The sequence below is a fragment of the Candidatus Pantoea communis genome (assembly GCF_011752685.1).
GTDB classification, from domain to species: domain Bacteria; phylum Pseudomonadota; class Gammaproteobacteria; order Enterobacterales; family Enterobacteriaceae; genus Pantoea; species Pantoea communis.
On the sequence record NZ_VWXC01000018.1, the window covers coordinates 100,612 to 117,369 of the forward strand.

Sequence of the window (16,758 nt, forward strand, 5' to 3'; positions counted from 1 at the left end):
GGGGAAATAAGCGTTCTGGAATCGGGGACAACTTTCACAAAGCGAGCGTTGCAGCGGGTTGCAGGCACAAAAAAGCCCCGCGATGCGGGGCTTAAATATCAGACTGTTTCGCTTACTCTTTACCGCCGCGAGACGCACGCTTACGGTCGTTCTCGGTCAGGTGACGTTTACGAATACGGACTGACTGCGGAGTCACTTCTACCAGTTCGTCATCATCGATGAACTCGATAGCCTGCTCCAGCGTCATTTTCTGCGGTGGAACCAGAGTGGTCGCTTCATCAGTACCTGACGCACGCATGTTGGTCAGTTTCTTACCGGTCAGGCAGTTAACTGTCAGGTCGTTAGAACGGCTGTGAATACCGATGATCTGGCCTTCATAAACCTCAGCACCGTGACCCAGGAACAGCTTACCGCGATCCTGCAGGCTGAACAGTGCGAATGCGACTGCTTTACCCTGGCCGTTAGAGATCAGTACACCGTTCTGACGCTGGCCCACATCGCCTGGACGCACATCGTCGTAGTGGCTGAAGGTGGAGTACAGCAGGCCAGTACCTGAAGTCATGGTCATGAATTCGTTACGGAAGCCGATCAGGCCGCGGCTTGGGATCATGTAGTCGAGACGTACACGGCCTTTGCCATCTGGATCCATATTTTTCAGATCGCCTTTACGCTCACCCATCGCCTGCATCACAGAACCCTGGTGGGTTTCTTCGATGTCGAGGGTCACGTTTTCGAATGGCTCTTGTTTACGGCCTTCGAATTCGCGGAAGATAACTTTCGGACGGGATACCGCCAGTTCGAAACCTTCACGACGCATGTTCTCGATCAGAACAGACAAGTGCAGCTCACCACGACCAGACACACGGAATGCGTCTGAATCTTCGGTTTCTTCAACACGCAGTGCCACGTTGTGCACCAGCTCTTTGTTCAGACGCTCCAGGATCTGGCGCGAAGTCACATACTTACCTTCTTTACCGCAGAAAGGTGAAGTGTTGACGTTAAAGAACATGGTTACGGTTGGCTCATCAACGCTCAGGGCTGGCAGCGCTTCAACCTTCTGCGTGTCGCAGATGGTGTCAGAGATGTTCAGCTCGCCCAGACCGGTCACAGCGATGATATCGCCTGCTTCAGCCTCGGCACTCTCGATACGTTCCAGACCCAAGTGGCCCAGTACTTTACCGACTTTACCGTTACGGGTTTTGCCTTCGCTATCAATGATAGTGACTTGCTGGTTCGGCTTGATTTTACCGCGCTTGATGCGGCCAATGCCGATAACGCCCAGGTAGTTGTTGTAGTCCAGCTGCGAGATCTGCATCTGCAGTGGGGCTTCAACTTCAACCTGTGGTGGAGAAACACGATCCACAATCGCCTGGTACAGCGGGGTCATGTCGTCTGCCATGTCGTTGTGATCCAGACCGGCGATACCATTCAGCGCTGACGCATAAATGATAGGGAAGTCCAGCTGCTCGTCAGTCGCGTCGAGGTTAACGAACAGGTCAAACACCTGATCAACAACCCAATCAGGACGCGCGCCCGGACGGTCAACTTTGTTGATGACTACAATCGGCTTCAAACCATGAGCAAAGGCTTTTTTGGTTACGAAGCGGGTTTGCGGCATAGGGCCATCCATCGCATCTACAACCAGCAGCACCGAATCCACCATGGACATAACACGTTCCACTTCACCACCGAAGTCGGCGTGTCCTGGTGTATCAACGATGTTGATACGGTAGTCGTTCCATTTGATGGCGGTGTTTTTTGCGAGGATGGTAATCCCACGCTCTTTCTCCAAATCGTTGGAGTCCATTACGCGCTCAGTCGCTTCGGTACGAGCATCAAACGTACCAGACTGTTGTAACAGCTTGTCAACCAGGGTGGTCTTACCATGGTCAACGTGCGCGATGATGGCGATGTTACGCAAATTTTCGATCACAGCTTTGCCTCAGGCATTATAGAAATAACGCGGTATTGTACACGGATTAAGCGAAAGACTGAACATGATCACAGTATTCCCTTAAAGTTTATCTTAGTGCTGTTTTTTAGCACCAATAACGGTGCATTAATCTGCACTGCAATGGGGTTTTGCACCTTTTTGGGGCGAAAATTGATCTATGAAGCACCAAATTAGTGCGCATCATCCATACTGGTGCAGTGACCGACTCACGAAAGAGCGCGTCACAGCGCCATTTTTACCATTGTAATAAAGTTGGCACAGAATTCGCTTTATATCTTTCAAGCGAAAACGACAGTTATACAACGGTTGAAAAGAGCTTGCCGAGATCTTGGTTAGGGGTGGTCAGTAAGCGTGACACATTCCAGGCAACGAAGTTCTCTCACCATGACGATTATGACCATTTCCAGGAGAGTTTAAGTATGTCCGCTGAACACGTCCTCTCGATGATGAACGAGCACGAAGTTAAGTTTGTTGACCTGCGTTTTACCGATACCAAAGGTAAAGAACAGCACGTTACTATCCCTGCTCACCAGGTTAACGCTGACTTCTTCGAAGAAGGCAAAATGTTCGATGGCTCATCCATCGGTGGCTGGAAAGGCATTAACGAATCAGACATGGTGCTGATGCCGGATGCGACCACTGCAGTTATGGATCCTTTCTTCGAAGATCCAACGCTGATCATCCGTTGTGACATCCTCGAGCCAGGCACGCTGCAGGGCTACGACCGTGACCCACGCTCCATTGCTAAACGTGCAGAAGAGTTCCTGCGTTCTTCAGGCATCGCGGATACCGTGCTGTTTGGACCAGAGCCAGAGTTCTTCCTGTTCGATGACATCCGTTTCGGTTCTTCTACTTCAGGTTCACACGTGGCTATCGATGATATCGAAGCGGCATGGAACACCGGTAAAGAATACGAAGGCGGTAACAAAGGTCACCGTCCAGGTCTGAAAGGCGGTTACTTCCCGGTTCCACCAGTCGATTCATCTCAGGACATCCGTTCTGCTATGTGTCTGACCATGGAGCAGATGGGCCTGGTGGTTGAAGCTCACCACCACGAAGTTGCTACTGCTGGTCAGAACGAAGTGGCTACCCGCTTCAACACCATGACCAAAAAAGCTGACGAAATTCAGATCTACAAATACGTGGTGCACAACGTTGCTCACGCGTACGGCAAAACTGCAACCTTCATGCCTAAGCCAATGTTCGGCGATAACGGTTCTGGTATGCACTGCCACATGTCCCTGTCAAAAGGCGGCGTGAACCTGTTCTCTGGCGACAAGTACGGCGGCCTGTCTGAAACTGCTCTGTTCTACATCGGCGGTATCATCAAGCACGCTAAAGCGATCAACGCCCTGGCTAACCCAACCACCAACTCTTACAAGCGTCTGGTCCCGGGTTACGAAGCACCTGTTATGCTGGCTTACTCAGCACGTAACCGTTCAGCTTCAATTCGTATCCCAGTGGTTGCGAGCCCGAAAGCACGTCGTATCGAAGCACGCTTCCCGGATCCAGCGGCTAACCCATACCTGGCCTTCACCGCGCTGCTGATGGCGGGTCTTGATGGTGTTATCAACAAGATCCACCCTGGCGATGCGATGGACAAAAACCTGTATGACCTGCCACCGGAAGAAGAAGCTGAGATTCCAAAAGTTGCAGGTTCTCTGGAAGAAGCACTGAACGCACTGAACGAAGACCGCGAGTTCCTGACCCGTGGCGGCGTGTTCACTGATGACGCTATCGACGCGTATATCGAACTGCGTAAGCCAGAAGTTGACCGCGTGCGCATGACTCCGCACCCAGTTGAGTTCGAACTGTACTACAGCGTTTAATTTAAAAAATTTCAGCGCATTTCACGCCGCTGATTGGCGGCGTAAATAACCTGAACGTTTTTTTGTTGCCGTGGAAACTTTAGCCCATCTCCGGATGGGCTTTTTTCACCGCGAATTCATCGTTCGAATGATAGTTTTCAGTCCCAAAAGGCTATAATGCACTAAATTAGTGCAGAGGAACGCTGTATGGCAACTGGCACATTGCCCGACGCGGGGCAGATTCTTAACTCTCTAATCAACAGTATTTTGCTGGTCGATAACGATCTGGTTATCCATTATGCCAACCCGGCAGCGCAGCAATTACTGGCACAAAGCTCACGCAAATTGTTCGGCACGCCATTACCGGAATTAACCGGCTATTTTTCGCTGAATATTGAGGTGATGAGCGAGAGTCTTGGAGCAGGCCAGGGCTTTACCGACAGCGAAGTGACGTTAGTGGTCGATGGCCGCGCGCACATTATGTCGCTGACCGCACAGCGTCTACCCGATGGTCTTATCCTGCTGGAAATGGCGCCGATGGATAATCAACGCCGTCTCAGCCAGGAACAGCTGCAACATGCTCAGCAGGTCGCTGCACGTGATTTAGTGCGCGGACTGGCGCATGAAATTAAAAACCCGCTCGGAGGTTTACGCGGCGCCGCGCAGTTATTAACGCGTGCTCTGCCCGATCCTTCGCTGCATGAATATACCCGGATTATTATCGAACAGGCGGACCGCCTGCGTAATCTGGTTGATCGTTTACTGGGGCCCCAACAGCCCGGTATGCACGTCACACAAAGCATTCATCAGGTGGCGGAGCGCGTGGTGAATCTGGTCTCGATGGAGCTGCCGGACAATGTCTCGCTGGTGCGTGATTACGACCCGAGCCTGCCCGAGCTGCCACACGATCCCGATCAGATTGAGCAGGTGCTACTCAACGTAGTGCGTAATGCGTTGCAGGCGCTGGGTGACGAAGGTGGCACTATCGTGATCCGCACCCGTACCGCGTTCCAGCTGACGCTGCACGGCACCCGTTATCGCCTGGTGGCACGTATTGATATCGAAGATGATGGCCCTGGGATTCCTGCTCAGCTACAGGACACGCTGTTCTATCCGATGGTGAGTGGTCGAGAAGGAGGCACCGGTTTAGGTCTCTCCATCGCCCGCAGCCTGATCGATCAGCATTCAGGAAAAATAGAATTTAACAGTTGGCCAGGACATACCGAATTCTCGGTTTACCTGCCTATTCGCCAGTGAGGTTTCTATGCAACGAGGGATAGTCTGGATCGTCGATGACGATAGCTCCATCCGCTGGGTGCTTGAACGTGCGCTCACTGGAGCCGGTTTGAGCTGCGCGACATTTGACAGCGGCAATGAGGTGCTGGATGCACTCTCAAGTAAAACCCCAGATGTATTGTTATCGGATATTCGCATGCCGGGCATGGATGGACTGGCGCTGCTGAAACAAATTAAACAGCGTCACCCAATGCTACCGGTCATCATAATGACCGCGCATTCGGATCTTGATGCCGCCGTCAGCGCATATCAACAAGGCGCGTTCGATTATCTGCCCAAGCCGTTTGATATTGATGAAGCGGTCGCGCTGGTTGAACGTGCGATCAGTCACTATCAGGAACAGCAGCAGCCGCGTAATCAGCCGGTAAGCGGCCCGACAACCGACATCATTGGCGAAGCGCCAGCGATGCAGGATGTGTTCCGTATTATTGGCCGTTTGTCGCGCTCTTCCATCAGCGTGCTGATTAATGGTGAATCCGGTACCGGTAAAGAACTGGTGGCGCATGCGCTGCATCGTCACAGCCCGCGTGCCAAATCACCGTTTATCGCGCTGAATATGGCGGCAATCCCAAAAGACCTGATCGAATCCGAATTGTTCGGGCATGAGAAAGGGGCCTTTACCGGGGCGAATCAGATCCGTCAGGGCCGTTTTGAACAGGCCGATGGGGGCACGCTGTTTCTTGATGAAATAGGTGATATGCCGCTCGACGTGCAAACCCGCTTGCTGCGCGTGTTGGCCGATGGCCAGTTCTATCGCGTGGGCGGCTACGCACCGGTGAAAGTGGATGTGCGTATTATCGCGGCAACCCACCAAAACCTTGAGTTGCGCGTGCAGGAAGGCAAGTTCCGTGAGGATCTGTTCCATCGCCTGAACGTGATTCGCGTGCACTTACCGCCGCTGCGTGAGCGTCGTGAAGATATCCCACGTCTGGCGCGCTACTTCCTGCAAGTCGCCGCGCGTGAGTTGGGCGTCGAAGCGAAGATTCTGCATCCGGAAACCGAAACCGCGCTGACGCGCCTGCATTGGTCCGGTAACGTACGCCAGCTGGAAAATACCTGCCGCTGGTTAACCGTGATGGCTGCAGGCCAGGAAGTACTGATTCAGGATCTGCCGCCGGAGCTGTTTGAGTCGAGCACGCCGGACAATCCAGTGCAGTCTCTGCCGGATAGCTGGGCCACCTTGCTGGCACAATGGGCGGACCGCGCGCTGCGTTCCGGTCATCAAAACCTGCTCTCTGAAGCGCAGCCGGAGATGGAGCGCACGCTGCTCACCACCGCCCTGCGTCACACTCAGGGACACAAGCAGGAAGCCGCACGTTTATTGGGTTGGGGTCGTAATACCCTGACGCGTAAACTGAAAGAGCTCGGAATGGAATAAGTGAGAATCAGGGGAGCGCGATGCTCCCCTGATTTTTATATCACCCGCGAGAATTGCTGCATGCGAGCCTTTTGGCGCAGATAACGATCGAAGCACATGCAGATGTTACGAATCAGTAAACGCCCAATTCCTGTGACATGCAGACTACGCCCACGCCGTTCCAGCAAACCATCCGCCATCAAAGGCGCCAGTAAAGCTAAATCTTCCGCAAAATAGGTTTCGAAGGTGATCGGCCACTGCGCTTCAATCGCCGCGAAATCTAATGAGAAATGACAAATCAGCGTTTTGATGACATCACGGCGCAGACAGTCATCGTCGCTTAGTGTCAAACCACGCCATAGCGCGTTCCCGCTCTGCTCCACGCTGGCATAGTATTCTTTCAATTCTTTTTGGTTCTGAGCATAACTGTCTCCCAGCATACTGATCGCTGAGACGCCAAATCCCACCAGCTCAGTCTCGCCTTGCGTGGTGTACCCCTGAAAATTGCGGTGCAGTTCACCCGCACGTTGCGCAATGGCCAGCTCATCATCCGGTTTGGCAAAGTGATCCATCCCGATGAACCGATAGCCTGCATCCGTTAAGGTGCCAATGGTTTGCTGCAGGATTTGCAGCTTCTGTTCCGCACCGGGCAGCTCTTCATCTTTGATTTTGCGTTGTGCAGCAAACAGCGTCGGCATGTGCGCGTAATTGAATACGCTGAGACGATCGGGATTAAGCGCGATGACTCGCTGTAAGGTGAAGGCAAAGCTTTCGGGCGTCTGGAGCGGCAGGCCGTAAATCAGATCCAGGCTGACTGAGCGGAATCCTCGCGCACGCGCGCGCTCGACCAGCCCGAAGATAGTCTCTTCATCCTGCACGCGATTGACACGCTCCTGCACCGCCTTATTGAAGTCCTGCACACCCATACTCAGGCGATTAAAACCTTCAGCACGCAGATGATCGATCATCGCCAGCTCAATTTCGCGTGGATCGACTTCGATCGACATCTCAACGTCATCAGCAATCTCAAAATGGCCACGCAGCAGCGCCACCAGCCGGCTGACCTGAGCTTGGTTGAGAAAGGTTGGCGTACCACCGCCCCAGTGCAATTGCGTGACGCGGCGTCCGGCAAACAGCGGCGCACGCTGGCGGATTTCCTGCTCCAGCACATCCAGATAGCGATCGGCCTTGTGCAGCTGGCGCGTCACAATCTTATTACAGCCGCAGAAGTAGCAAAGGCGATGGCAGAACGGAATATGGACATACAGCGACAGAGAACGTTGAGGATAGCGTTCAACCGCAAACTGGAAGCTTGCCTCGCCAAAGTTCTCATTGAACTCCAGCGCAGTGGGGTATGAGGTGTAACGCGGACCCGCGTAATTGTATTTTTCAATCAGCCGCTGGTCCCATTCAATCTGCTGCGATGACATGCTCACTCCTTACGGTGACGTCGTTTGAGGGAGGGTCGCGTTGCAGAAGAGGAGAGATAGCGGTGAGCCGTACGCCGGCGTAAACGCGACTTCAGACGCGACAGGCGACGAAGTTTAAACAATAACCACAGGAGATAACATGTCAGCAGCAGCGCTAAAATTGATCCAGGCCAAAGCATCAGCGAATACCTGTTTAGCGCGGCATGCGCAAATGCGCATGCCGATCAAAAATGACTTAGTTGCCTTTTAACAAGCGCATCATATCGACTTCGGCTTGTTCATCTTCAGCACCGTCATCCAACGCGATACCGAGGGTTTCCATCAGTTCGTCAATGCGATCCAGCGTCTGATCGAGCCATGCCTGATCTTCAGCGCTGAGTGTCTCACCACTTTCCAGACGGTCCAGTAAGGTGTCGAGGCGTTCATCATTTTCCAGCTTCGCCAGCTCTTCTTCCGGTGTCAGACGAACCTTCTCCGCTTTCGGCCTGGCTTTCGCTACCGGCTTTTTCTCCGGTACGGTTTTACCATCGGCCACCAGCGCAACCGGTTTTTTGCTGCCAGTACGTGGATCGGCATTTTTCTGACCCTGGCCTTTGCCAGCGCCTTTGGTTTCCGGGTTAGCACGGCTGCCCGCTTTATGGCCGCTGTGCTTTTTATCGCGTTTACGATCGCGTGCTTCCTGGTTCAGTTCTTCACGCGATTTGCGTTTGGCTTTAGCAGCAGGTTTGCCACGCTGGGCTGGTGCAGGTTGCTTCATGGTGTCCGGTCTCGGCGATTTTTCTTCAGTATAGAATTGCGGCGAAATCTAGCAGAAAGATGACAAAGAAAAAAGGCGATAGCCTATGCTATCGCCTTATTTCGCACCTTCTACTGAAGGAATAACGGTATAAATCCTTTACAGCTCTCAACGTCCCGGTTGCTCCTTCGCCTCATCGCTCCTGCGAGTAATCCTTTTCCTTGTCCGACTCATACCTGAATCACATCCTGCCATGCTCCTGGTCATCCCCGACACTCCTGAGCGCATCATCCTGATGGGTGCTGCCGTGCACTGATACCAAATGTAGACCAATCAGTAAAATGAACAAGTGAGACATGTCTTTAATTTAGAGCGGTAATTTTCAATATCTATTTATCTTATTGAAAATATTACGCTATCCAACATATGAACATTCTATTAATCGGTAATGACTGGCAGTAATTATCGTCGATCTCTTACAAAATGGCGCGTTAAGACGCTATCGGGCACTTTTGCGCCATAACAGGTATAATCAGCCCAATTGAACGAATCACTTTGCTGGAGCTTTACTTTGTCTGCTTTGAATTATCACATGACCCACTTCGTGCTCAGCGCCCCGGATATTCGCCATTTACCGGCAGATGTGGGCATTGAGGTCGCGTTTGCCGGACGCTCTAACGCAGGCAAATCCAGCGCGCTGAATACCATCACCAACCAGAAAAGCCTGGCGCGTACCAGTAAAACGCCAGGTCGTACTCAGCTCATCAACCTGTTCCAGGTCGTCGAGGGGAAAACCCTGGTCGACTTGCCGGGTTATGGCTACGCCGAAGTCCCGGAAGAGATGAAACGTAAATGGCAGCGTGCGCTGTCTGAATATTTGCAGAAGCGCCAGGCACTGAAAGGCCTGGTGGTGCTGATGGATATTCGCCATCCGCTGAAAGACCTCGATCAGAATATGATTGAATGGGCAGTCCAGAGCGGCATCCCTGTACTGGTGCTGTTAACCAAAGCAGATAAGCTGGCATCAGGTGCACGTAAAGCGCAGCTCAAACTGGTGCGTGAGGCAGCATTAAGTTTTATGGGTGATGTGCAGGTAGAGATGTTTTCGTCACTCAAGAAGATCGGCGTTGATATCGTTCGCCAGAAACTGGATAGCTGGTTCAGTGAACTGGAACCGGCGCAGGAAGATGAAGAAGCCCCTTCTGCGTAATGTGAAGCGCGGGTTTACGACCCGCTTTTCAGAAAAAGCCCAATAAAAAACGCCCCAGTCATAAATGACTGGGGCGGCTAAATATTCAGCCAAATCCGATTACGTGAAGTAAAAGGTCTGAAAGATAGAACATCTTACCTCTGTACCCTACGCGATGAACTTTACCTGATTTTTCCTGACCAACAAAGGGTTTTTTGTTGTTAAGTTTCAGGATTCCACATCTTTTTTACCGGGTCCGTCACACTTTGGCTTAAGGCGTGTAGTTTAATTACTAAAAAAATGCTTAGCCGATAGGCAGTTACAAAATGCGCATTTAACAAGCGGCTTTACATCGTTGCTGAACCGATTAAGTAAACTTTTTTCTTATGACGATGTCAGCGGCATAGATATACCGCCGACAACGTTCCTTAGTGCGCCTGGTCCCAGTTATCGCCCGTTCCCACTTCAACCTGCAGCGGTACATCAAGTTTCATGCTGCTCTCCATCAGTTGGCGGATCGTCGCACTCGCACTCTCTACCGCGTCTTTGTGGATTTCAAACACCAGTTCATCGTGTACCTGCATGATCATCTTCACAGCGTCATCCTGCTGTTGCAGTAACCAGCCATCTACAGCGATCATCGCGCGTTTGATAATGTCCGCTGCGGTGCCCTGCATCGGGGCGTTAATCGCCGCGCGCTCTGCCGCCTTACGACGAATGGCGTTGCTGGAGCTGATGTCCGGAAGCCACAGGCGGCGACCATCCAGTGTCTCCACGTAGCCCTTCTCTGCCGCCTGAGTGCGAGTCTCTTCCATGTAACGCAGTACGCCCGGATAACGCTCAAAGTAGAGATCCATATACTTTTTCGCTTCGCCAGCACCGATATTCAACTGGCGCGACAGACCGAAGGCGCTCATGCCATAAATCAGGCCAAAGTTAATTGCCTTGGCACTGCGGCGTTGCTCACCTGAAACCTTGCTCAGCGCAACACCAAAGACTTCTGACGCTGTCGCGCGGTGAATGTCTTCACCCTGCGCAAACGCATCCAGCAGGCCTTTATCCTGCGACAGATGCGCCATGATGCGCAGTTCAATTTGCGAGTAGTCAGCCGCAACGATGCGATTATCTTTACCTGCGATAAAAGCCTGGCGAATACGACGGCCTTCATCGTTGCGCACTGGGATATTTTGCAGGTTGGGATCGGTAGATGAGAGACGTCCGGTGGCCGTGACCGCCTGATGATAAGAAGTATGCACGCGGCCGGTAACCGGATTGATCATCAAAGGCAATTTGTCGGTATAAGTCGACTTCAGCTTAGACAGGCCACGATGCTCCAGAATCACTTTGGGCAGCGGATAGTCCAGCGCCAGTTCAGCCAGCACTTCTTCGCTGGTTGACGGTGCGCCACCCGGCGTTTTTTTAGTGGGCTTGATGCCCTGCTTTTCAAACAGAATGGTTTGCAGCTGTTTGGTGGAGGAGAGATTAAACGGCTCGCCTGCCAGTTCGTGCGCTTTCAACTCCAGTTCCGCCAGACGTGCGGTCAGCTCCTGCGAATGTTTGGCCAGGATGTTTTGATCGATCAATACGCCGTTGCGTTCAATGCGTGAAATCACGGTCACCAGCGGCATCTCGATATCGGTGAAGACCTGCTTCGGACCCGCTTCCTGCTCCAGCTTCGGCCACATCTGCAGATGCAACTGCAGCGTGACATCTGCGTCTTCTGCAGCGTAATGAGCGGCCTGCTCGATAGCAATCTGGTTGAAGGTCAGCTGATTTTTTCCTTTACCGGCAATCTCTTCGAAGGTGACGGTTTTATGGTTCAGCCAGCGCGAAGCCAGGCTATCCATATCATGTTTGCCGCCGACGCTGCTCAGGCAATAAGATTCCAGCATGGTGTCGAATTTAATGCCGTTCAGCTCAATATCGTAGTTCTTCAGCACGCCACGATCGTATTTGAGGTTCTGACCGACTTTTGCAGATTTAGCGTCTTCCAGTAGCGGTTTTAGCTTTTTCAACACGTCGCTGCGGTCGAGTTGTTCTGGCGCATCAAGATAGTCATGGGCCACCGGAAGATAAGCGGCTTCACCGGGCGCAACCGCAAAGGAGAGGCCGACAATGTTGGCACTCCAGCTATCCAGAGAATCGGTTTCCAGATCGAAGGCAAAGAGTTCTGCTTTTTTCAGTTTTTGCAGCCACTCGTCGAAGGTTGCCTCATCCAAAATGGTGATATAGCCGTCAGATGACAACACGCTAGCAGTTTCCGCCACCGTAGCCACTGGTTCAGTCGCCAGCGATTTCTGCGCCTGCACATTGCTCTTTTTGCCCTGCAACCAGGTGCCGTCCTGTAAATCGGTGATCCAGCGTTTGAATTCATAGCGGCCGAAAAGATTTTGCAGCTTTTCAACGTCCGGTTCGTTAACGGTGAGTTGCTCACAACCCAGTTCCAGTTCTACATCCGTTTTGATGGTCGCCAGCTGATAGGACAGGAATGCGACTTCGCGATTCTGCTCCAGCTTCGCTGCCATGGTCTTCGCGCCACGGAACGAGAGATCCGCCACTTTATCCAGGTTGTCGTAAATCGACTGCATACCGCCCAGGCCCTGCAGCAGCGCCTGTGCCGTTTTCTCACCCACGCCAGGCACACCCGGAATGTTATCCGAGCTGTCACCCATCATGGCAAGGAAATCGATAATCAATGAAGGCGGCACACCGTATTTTTGCTCAACCTCTTCCGGGCCCAACACGGTGTTGGTCATGGTATTGATCAACGTAATGCCCGGCGTGACCAGCTGCGCCATATCCTTATCACCGGTACTGATCAGCACTGCACGGCCCTGCTTTTCTGCTTCCAGTGCCAGAGTACCAATCACGTCATCAGCCTCAACGCCGGTCACCGCTAGCAGCGGTAATCCCATCGCTTTGACCATCTCGTGCAGCGGCTCGATCTGTGCACGCAGATCGTCGGGCATTGGCGGACGATGCGATTTGTAGTGCTCGAATAATTCATCGCGGAAAGTTTTGCCTTTCGCATCGAAGACCACGGCCACATGGCTCGGCTGATACTGCATCAGCAAACTTTTCAGCATGTTGAGCACACCGTACATCGCGCCCGTGGGCTCGCCTGCACTGTTGGTCAGCGGCGGAAAGGCATGATACGCCCGGTAGAGATAAGAGGATCCGTCTACCAGAATCAGGGGATTTTCTGCAATTTGCGCCATAGGTTCGTTTTTTCTTCGTTGCGATAATGAGGGCTATAAGGATGCCACAACCAGAGAGGAATGTTGAATCAGAGCAAGGATGTCAGGATCTTTTTCGTCGTTACGCGGTGTGGATCGCAAGGATCAGACTGTGGATAACTTTGTGCGTAAAAATCATAACGTATTGTTATTTACGTTAATTGCAATCATTTTACTGATAAAAGTTATTATTTTTCAATTTGTTATTAACTTACCGTGATGAAGCTCGCCTTTTTGAAAAGGTGATCGTCCATGTGGATATTAAGCGGAGGGTTAACGGGGATGTCATGATTACGTCATGGGAAAGGGAGTAAAAACGCCGACATCGCCGGCGTTTATTTGCGCTTAATTACTTCTTCTCAACCAGGAATTTCACTACGTTGGCATAATCGGCAACGAAATTGTCCATAGAGCTGGTGTCCAGGCCGCCGTTGTTCACCATGTATTTGCCGTTAACGAAGATGGCTGGCACGCCCTGCAGATTAAGATCGGCTGCCGCTTTCTGCTGCTGGGCGACCAACGCTTTTACCGCAAAGCTATTCCAGGCTGCATCATAATCTTCTGATGAAATACCAGCCGCCTGGATGAAGGTGGCTTTCAGGCTCGCCGCATCGGTAATGGTTTGGGTTTTCTGAATACCATCAAAGATCGGTGCAGTGACCTTGCTTTCCACGCCCAGCGCCATCGCGACCGCCCAGGCCTGAGTCACAACAGGACCGAAGTCTCCACCGAGAAAATCAACGTGATATTTCGTCACTTTAGTATCTGCTGGCAGGTTCTTTTTCACGGCATCACTCACGTGATAGACGCGTTCGAACTGGTAGCAGTGCGGGCAGAAGAAGGAGAAGAACTCCAGTACCTGAGGCTCACCAGCAACCGGCTTTGGCAGCGTGACGAATTGTTTGCCGTCATTGAACTGTGCCGCTGAGGCGCCAAATGCCAGCATTAAACCTACCAGCGCAAACATAATCTTTTTCATCGTGAAAAAATCTCCTGAGTACTTCATTAAAATTGCGGGCTAAGCTGCAACGGGGGTTGATGTAACAGCCTCTCCTGCTCGATAAATAGTGCAATCTGTCGGCGCCAGAAATCCTCATCGGTCATCCAGGGAAAGGCGCGCGGAAAAGCCGGGTCCTGCCAGCGGCGTACCACCCAGGCCAAATAATAAACCATGCGCATAGCGCGTAAAGGCTCAATCAGTGACAATTCATGTAAATCAAAGTCACTGAATTCATTATAAGCTTCCAGCAGAATATCCCACTGAATCAGCTGTTCCTGACGATCGCCGTTTACCAGCATCCACAGATCCTGCACTGCAGGCCCGTTGCGTGCATCATCAAGATCGACAAACATCGGGCCATCGCGCCACAGGATATTACCTGGATGGCAGTCGCCATGCAGCCTGAGCGGCTGCCATTTATCATGCCAGCGCTGCTGTAAGGTGCCGATAAGTTTATCAACGGCGTTCAGCAGCGCATCCTTCAGGGCAGCCGGTACCAGCGTACTTTGCTCCAGCTCCTGGCGAGGTTGTAAGACATACTCTTCCAGGCCGAAGGTTGGACGCTGTTGAAACAAGCTCTGGCGACCTGTTTGATGGATGCGACCAAGAAAGCGGCCCACCCACTCCATCTGTTCTTCATTATCGGTTTCATACTGTCGCCCACCCAGGCTTGGGAAAACGGCAAACATAAAACCAGCATGGTGATTCAGCGTACTGCCCTGCAGTGCCAGTGGTGCTGCAACAGGCACTTCATCGGCCAGCAGATCATGCGTGAACTGGTGCTCTTCGAGAATTTGTTGCGCACTCCAGCGTTGTGGGCGATAGAACTTAGCCACATAGCGACGTTTGTCGTCATCACTAAACTGATAGACACGGTTTTCGTAGCTATTGAGGGCGGTTAAGCCGGATTCGACACGCAGACCCGCATCCCAAAGTGCATCCAGGATGACATCGGGGTCCAGCGTCTGGAAATTAAAGGCGGCTTCGCTCATCATTTTGCCTGTGTGTTACCGTTGCAAGGAATGCGCAAGGATAACACTACTCATCATCCTTAATCACACCGCGTGCACGTAATAGCGCGGTTTTGAAGTCCACTTCATAATCCTTTTTCAGTCCGGGAATTTCCGCATCGCAGCCAGCGTCACGCATTTTGAGATGGTAAATCAATATGTCATCGGTTAATTCACTTAATGGGCCACTGAAGCCTGATTCCTGCGCCAGTTTCTGTAAAAATGCCAGCAGGTTAAGGTCAGACTCCTTTTGCCAGGCCGGTTGCAGGAGTTCGAACAATTCATTAAGTCGGTGATATTTCATCATTGATTCCTCTATGCAGTGGTAGGCTGCCGTTATGCAAGTATCGTCCAGTATGATCAAGGAGACGAAAATGACCGCATTTACCGGCGTGATCCTCGCAGGTGGGCAAGGCAGTCGTATGGGCGGCCTGGATAAAGGGCTGCTGGAATTGCAGGGCAAACCGCTTTATCAGCACGTTTTGCAGCGTTTGATGCCACAGGTCAATATTGTGTTGATAAGCGCCAACCGTAACATTGATCGTTATCAGGCTAGCGGTTGTCAGGTCGTTACTGATTCGATGCCAGATTACCCCGGTCCGTTGGCAGGCATGTTAAGTGGCTTGCAGCACAGTAAGACCGAGTGGGTCGCCTTTTGTGCCTGTGATACGCCCTGGTTACCGGAGGACTTCGTTGCACGATTATGGCAGCAGCGCGGCGCGGCACCTGCGGTGTGGGTACGATCAACGCAGCGTGATCATCCAGCATTGGCACTGGTCAATCGATCACTGGCCGACGATCTGGAAGCCTGGCTGCTTCGTGGTGAGCGGCGTTTAATGCAGTTTCTGCGTGAACATGGTGGGCATGCCGTGACGTTCACAGATTCTGAGGCAGCTTTCCGCAACATTAATACGCCCGACGATTTAGTTGATGGGGAAAAGCAGTGATGAGCGTGCCTTTACTGGCGATCGTTGCGTGGAGTGGCACCGGAAAAACCACTTTGCTGCAACAGGTGATACCGCTGCTTAAGGCTCGCGGTATTCGTTCTGGGTTAATCAAACATACCCATCATCAAATGGACATTGATACGCCGGGAAAAGATAGCTATCTGCTGCGAAAAGCAGGTGCCGATCAGGTGATTGTTGCCAGTACTCAGCGCTGGGCATTGATGTGTGAAACCCCTGATCAGACGTTGAATCTGGCGGAACTGGTCGCGCGGATGGACAGTTTCGCGCTGGATCTGGTGCTGGTTGAGGGCTTTAAAGATGAGCCAGTACCCAAAATCGCGTTGTGGCGGCGTGGTGTCAAAGGGGAATTTGCTGATTTACTGGATGAATACGTGGTTGCGCTGGCCAGCGATGAGAATTTAACGGTCGACCGCCCACTTCTCGATATTAATCAGCCGGTTAAGGTTGCTGATTTTATTGAAAAATGGCTGAGAAAAGGCCAGTAACCAGGGGGTTTTATGATCGTCTGGCTAAACTACAGGCGTCAGTTTCAGACGTAAAACAACCCCGATTTCGCCGATCTGCAGACGTAAAAAAACCCTGAACTTTCGTTCAGGGTTTCTTCACTTGTTTGATGCCTGGCAGTTCCCTACTCTCGCATGGGGAGACCCCACACTACCATCGGCGCTACGGCGTTTCACTTCTGAGTTCGGCATGGGGTCAGGTGGGACCACCGCGCTAAAGCCGCCAGGCAAATTCTGTTATTCACGCCGTGACATCCGTCACCACGCGAAC

At 52.1% G+C, this 16,758-nt stretch carries 14 protein-coding genes and 1 rRNA gene; 6 read left to right on the top strand and 9 right to left on the bottom strand.

The features are described from left to right. Window positions 1-112 precede the first annotated feature (112 nt). Window positions 113-1,933: a ribosome-dependent GTPase TypA gene (typA, locus tag F3J37_RS20965; RefSeq protein ID WP_166935480.1), complete on the bottom strand. Its 1,821-nt coding sequence runs from the start codon at window positions 1,931-1,933 to the stop codon at window positions 113-115. 440 nt (window positions 1,934-2,373) lie between these two features. On the opposite strand from typA, the gene glnA reads away from it, so the two are divergent. From glnA to glnG, 3 genes are all read left to right on the top strand, one after another. Further along, a complete protein-coding gene (glnA, locus tag F3J37_RS20970; protein WP_097119640.1) occupies window positions 2,374-3,783 on the top strand; it encodes a glutamate--ammonia ligase in 1,410 nt (469 codons plus the stop codon). Window positions 3,784-3,969: 186 nt separating this feature from the next. Further along, window positions 3,970-5,019 carry a nitrogen regulation protein NR(II) gene (gene glnL, locus F3J37_RS20975; protein WP_034823903.1) on the top strand — a complete coding sequence of 350 codons (1,050 nt, stop codon included), beginning with the start codon at window positions 3,970-3,972 and terminating at the stop codon, window positions 5,017-5,019. A gap of 7 nt (window positions 5,020-5,026) precedes the next feature. After that, window positions 5,027-6,436, top strand: a complete 1,410-nt coding sequence (glnG, locus tag F3J37_RS20980) for a nitrogen regulation protein NR(I) (RefSeq protein ID WP_034823905.1) — start codon at window positions 5,027-5,029, stop codon at window positions 6,434-6,436. A gap of 35 nt (window positions 6,437-6,471) precedes the next feature. Here glnG and hemN read toward each other — a convergent pair whose 3' ends face one another. Beyond that, the gene (gene hemN, locus F3J37_RS20985; RefSeq protein WP_166935481.1) at window positions 6,472-7,845 is read right to left on the bottom strand and encodes an oxygen-independent coproporphyrinogen III oxidase; all 1,374 of its coding nucleotides are present in this window, start codon (window positions 7,843-7,845) and stop codon (window positions 6,472-6,474) included. 235 nt (window positions 7,846-8,080) lie between these two features. Further along, on the bottom strand, window positions 8,081-8,602 hold the full coding sequence (gene yihI / locus F3J37_RS20990; RefSeq protein WP_034823909.1) for a Der GTPase-activating protein YihI: 522 nt from the start codon (window positions 8,600-8,602) through the stop codon (window positions 8,081-8,083). 550 nt (window positions 8,603-9,152) lie between these two features. Between yihI and yihA the strand changes: the two genes are divergently transcribed. Beyond that, a complete protein-coding gene (gene yihA / locus F3J37_RS20995; protein ID WP_058960150.1) occupies window positions 9,153-9,791 on the top strand; it encodes a ribosome biogenesis GTP-binding protein YihA/YsxC in 639 nt (212 codons plus the stop codon). An 85-nt stretch (window positions 9,792-9,876) separates the two neighbouring features. On the opposite strand, the gene spfP is transcribed toward yihA, so the two are convergent. From spfP to F3J37_RS21015, 5 genes are all read right to left on the bottom strand, one after another. After that, complete coding sequence (gene spfP / locus F3J37_RS28635; RefSeq protein WP_071892919.1) at window positions 9,877-9,924, bottom strand: small protein SpfP; 48 nt, start codon at window positions 9,922-9,924, stop codon at window positions 9,877-9,879. A 274-nt stretch (window positions 9,925-10,198) separates the two neighbouring features. After that, window positions 10,199-12,988, bottom strand: coding sequence for a DNA polymerase I (gene polA / locus F3J37_RS21000; protein ID WP_166935483.1), 2,790 nt, complete (start codon window positions 12,986-12,988; stop codon window positions 10,199-10,201). 367 nt (window positions 12,989-13,355) lie between these two features. Next, window positions 13,356-13,985, bottom strand: coding sequence for a thiol:disulfide interchange protein DsbA (gene dsbA, locus F3J37_RS21005; protein ID WP_034823914.1), 630 nt, complete (start codon window positions 13,983-13,985; stop codon window positions 13,356-13,358). 26 nt (window positions 13,986-14,011) lie between these two features. Next, window positions 14,012-14,998, bottom strand: coding sequence for a serine/threonine protein kinase (locus tag F3J37_RS21010; protein WP_038643999.1), 987 nt, complete (start codon window positions 14,996-14,998; stop codon window positions 14,012-14,014). 46 nt (window positions 14,999-15,044) lie between these two features. Next, window positions 15,045-15,320, bottom strand: a complete 276-nt coding sequence (locus F3J37_RS21015; RefSeq protein WP_038643998.1) for a YihD family protein — start codon at window positions 15,318-15,320, stop codon at window positions 15,045-15,047. A 70-nt stretch (window positions 15,321-15,390) separates the two neighbouring features. On the opposite strand from F3J37_RS21015, the gene mobA reads away from it, so the two are divergent. Together mobA and mobB are read left to right on the top strand one after the other, a co-directional pair. Next, a complete protein-coding gene (gene mobA / locus F3J37_RS21020; protein WP_097119633.1) occupies window positions 15,391-15,963 on the top strand; it encodes a molybdenum cofactor guanylyltransferase MobA in 573 nt (190 codons plus the stop codon). Then, on the top strand, window positions 15,963-16,469 hold the full coding sequence (gene mobB, locus F3J37_RS21025) for a molybdopterin-guanine dinucleotide biosynthesis protein MobB (RefSeq protein WP_166935485.1): 507 nt from the start codon (window positions 15,963-15,965) through the stop codon (window positions 16,467-16,469). Before mobA ends, mobB begins: the two co-directional genes overlap by 1 nt. A gap of 130 nt (window positions 16,470-16,599) precedes the next feature. Here mobB and rrf read toward each other — a convergent pair. Then, window positions 16,600-16,715 (bottom strand): 5S ribosomal RNA (gene rrf, locus F3J37_RS21030). Window positions 16,716-16,758 lie beyond the last annotated feature (43 nt).

Excerpts from the sequence above, each read along its gene's own strand:
- mobB (WP_166935485.1), top strand. The coding sequence starts at position 15,963 with ATGAGCGTGCCTTTACTGGCGATCGTTGCGTGGAGTGGCACCGGAAAA.
- dsbA (WP_034823914.1), bottom strand. The coding sequence starts at position 13,985 with ATGAAAAAGATTATGTTTGCGCTGGTAGGTTTAATGCTGGCATTTGGC.
- F3J37_RS21010 (WP_038643999.1), bottom strand. The coding sequence starts at position 14,998 with ATGAGCGAAGCCGCCTTTAATTTCCAGACGCTGGACCCCGATGTCATC.
- glnA (WP_097119640.1), top strand. The coding sequence starts at position 2,374 with ATGTCCGCTGAACACGTCCTCTCGATGATGAACGAGCACGAAGTTAAG.
- F3J37_RS21015 (WP_038643998.1), bottom strand. The coding sequence starts at position 15,320 with ATGAAATATCACCGACTTAATGAATTGTTCGAACTCCTGCAACCGGCC.
- hemN (WP_166935481.1), bottom strand. The coding sequence starts at position 7,845 with ATGTCATCGCAGCAGATTGAATGGGACCAGCGGCTGATTGAAAAATAC.
- mobA (WP_097119633.1), top strand. The coding sequence starts at position 15,391 with ATGACCGCATTTACCGGCGTGATCCTCGCAGGTGGGCAAGGCAGTCGT.
- glnL (WP_034823903.1), top strand. The coding sequence starts at position 3,970 with ATGGCAACTGGCACATTGCCCGACGCGGGGCAGATTCTTAACTCTCTA.
- glnG (WP_034823905.1), top strand. The coding sequence starts at position 5,027 with ATGCAACGAGGGATAGTCTGGATCGTCGATGACGATAGCTCCATCCGC.
- yihI (WP_034823909.1), bottom strand. The coding sequence starts at position 8,602 with ATGAAGCAACCTGCACCAGCCCAGCGTGGCAAACCTGCTGCTAAAGCC.
- polA (WP_166935483.1), bottom strand. The coding sequence starts at position 12,988 with ATGGCGCAAATTGCAGAAAATCCCCTGATTCTGGTAGACGGATCCTCT.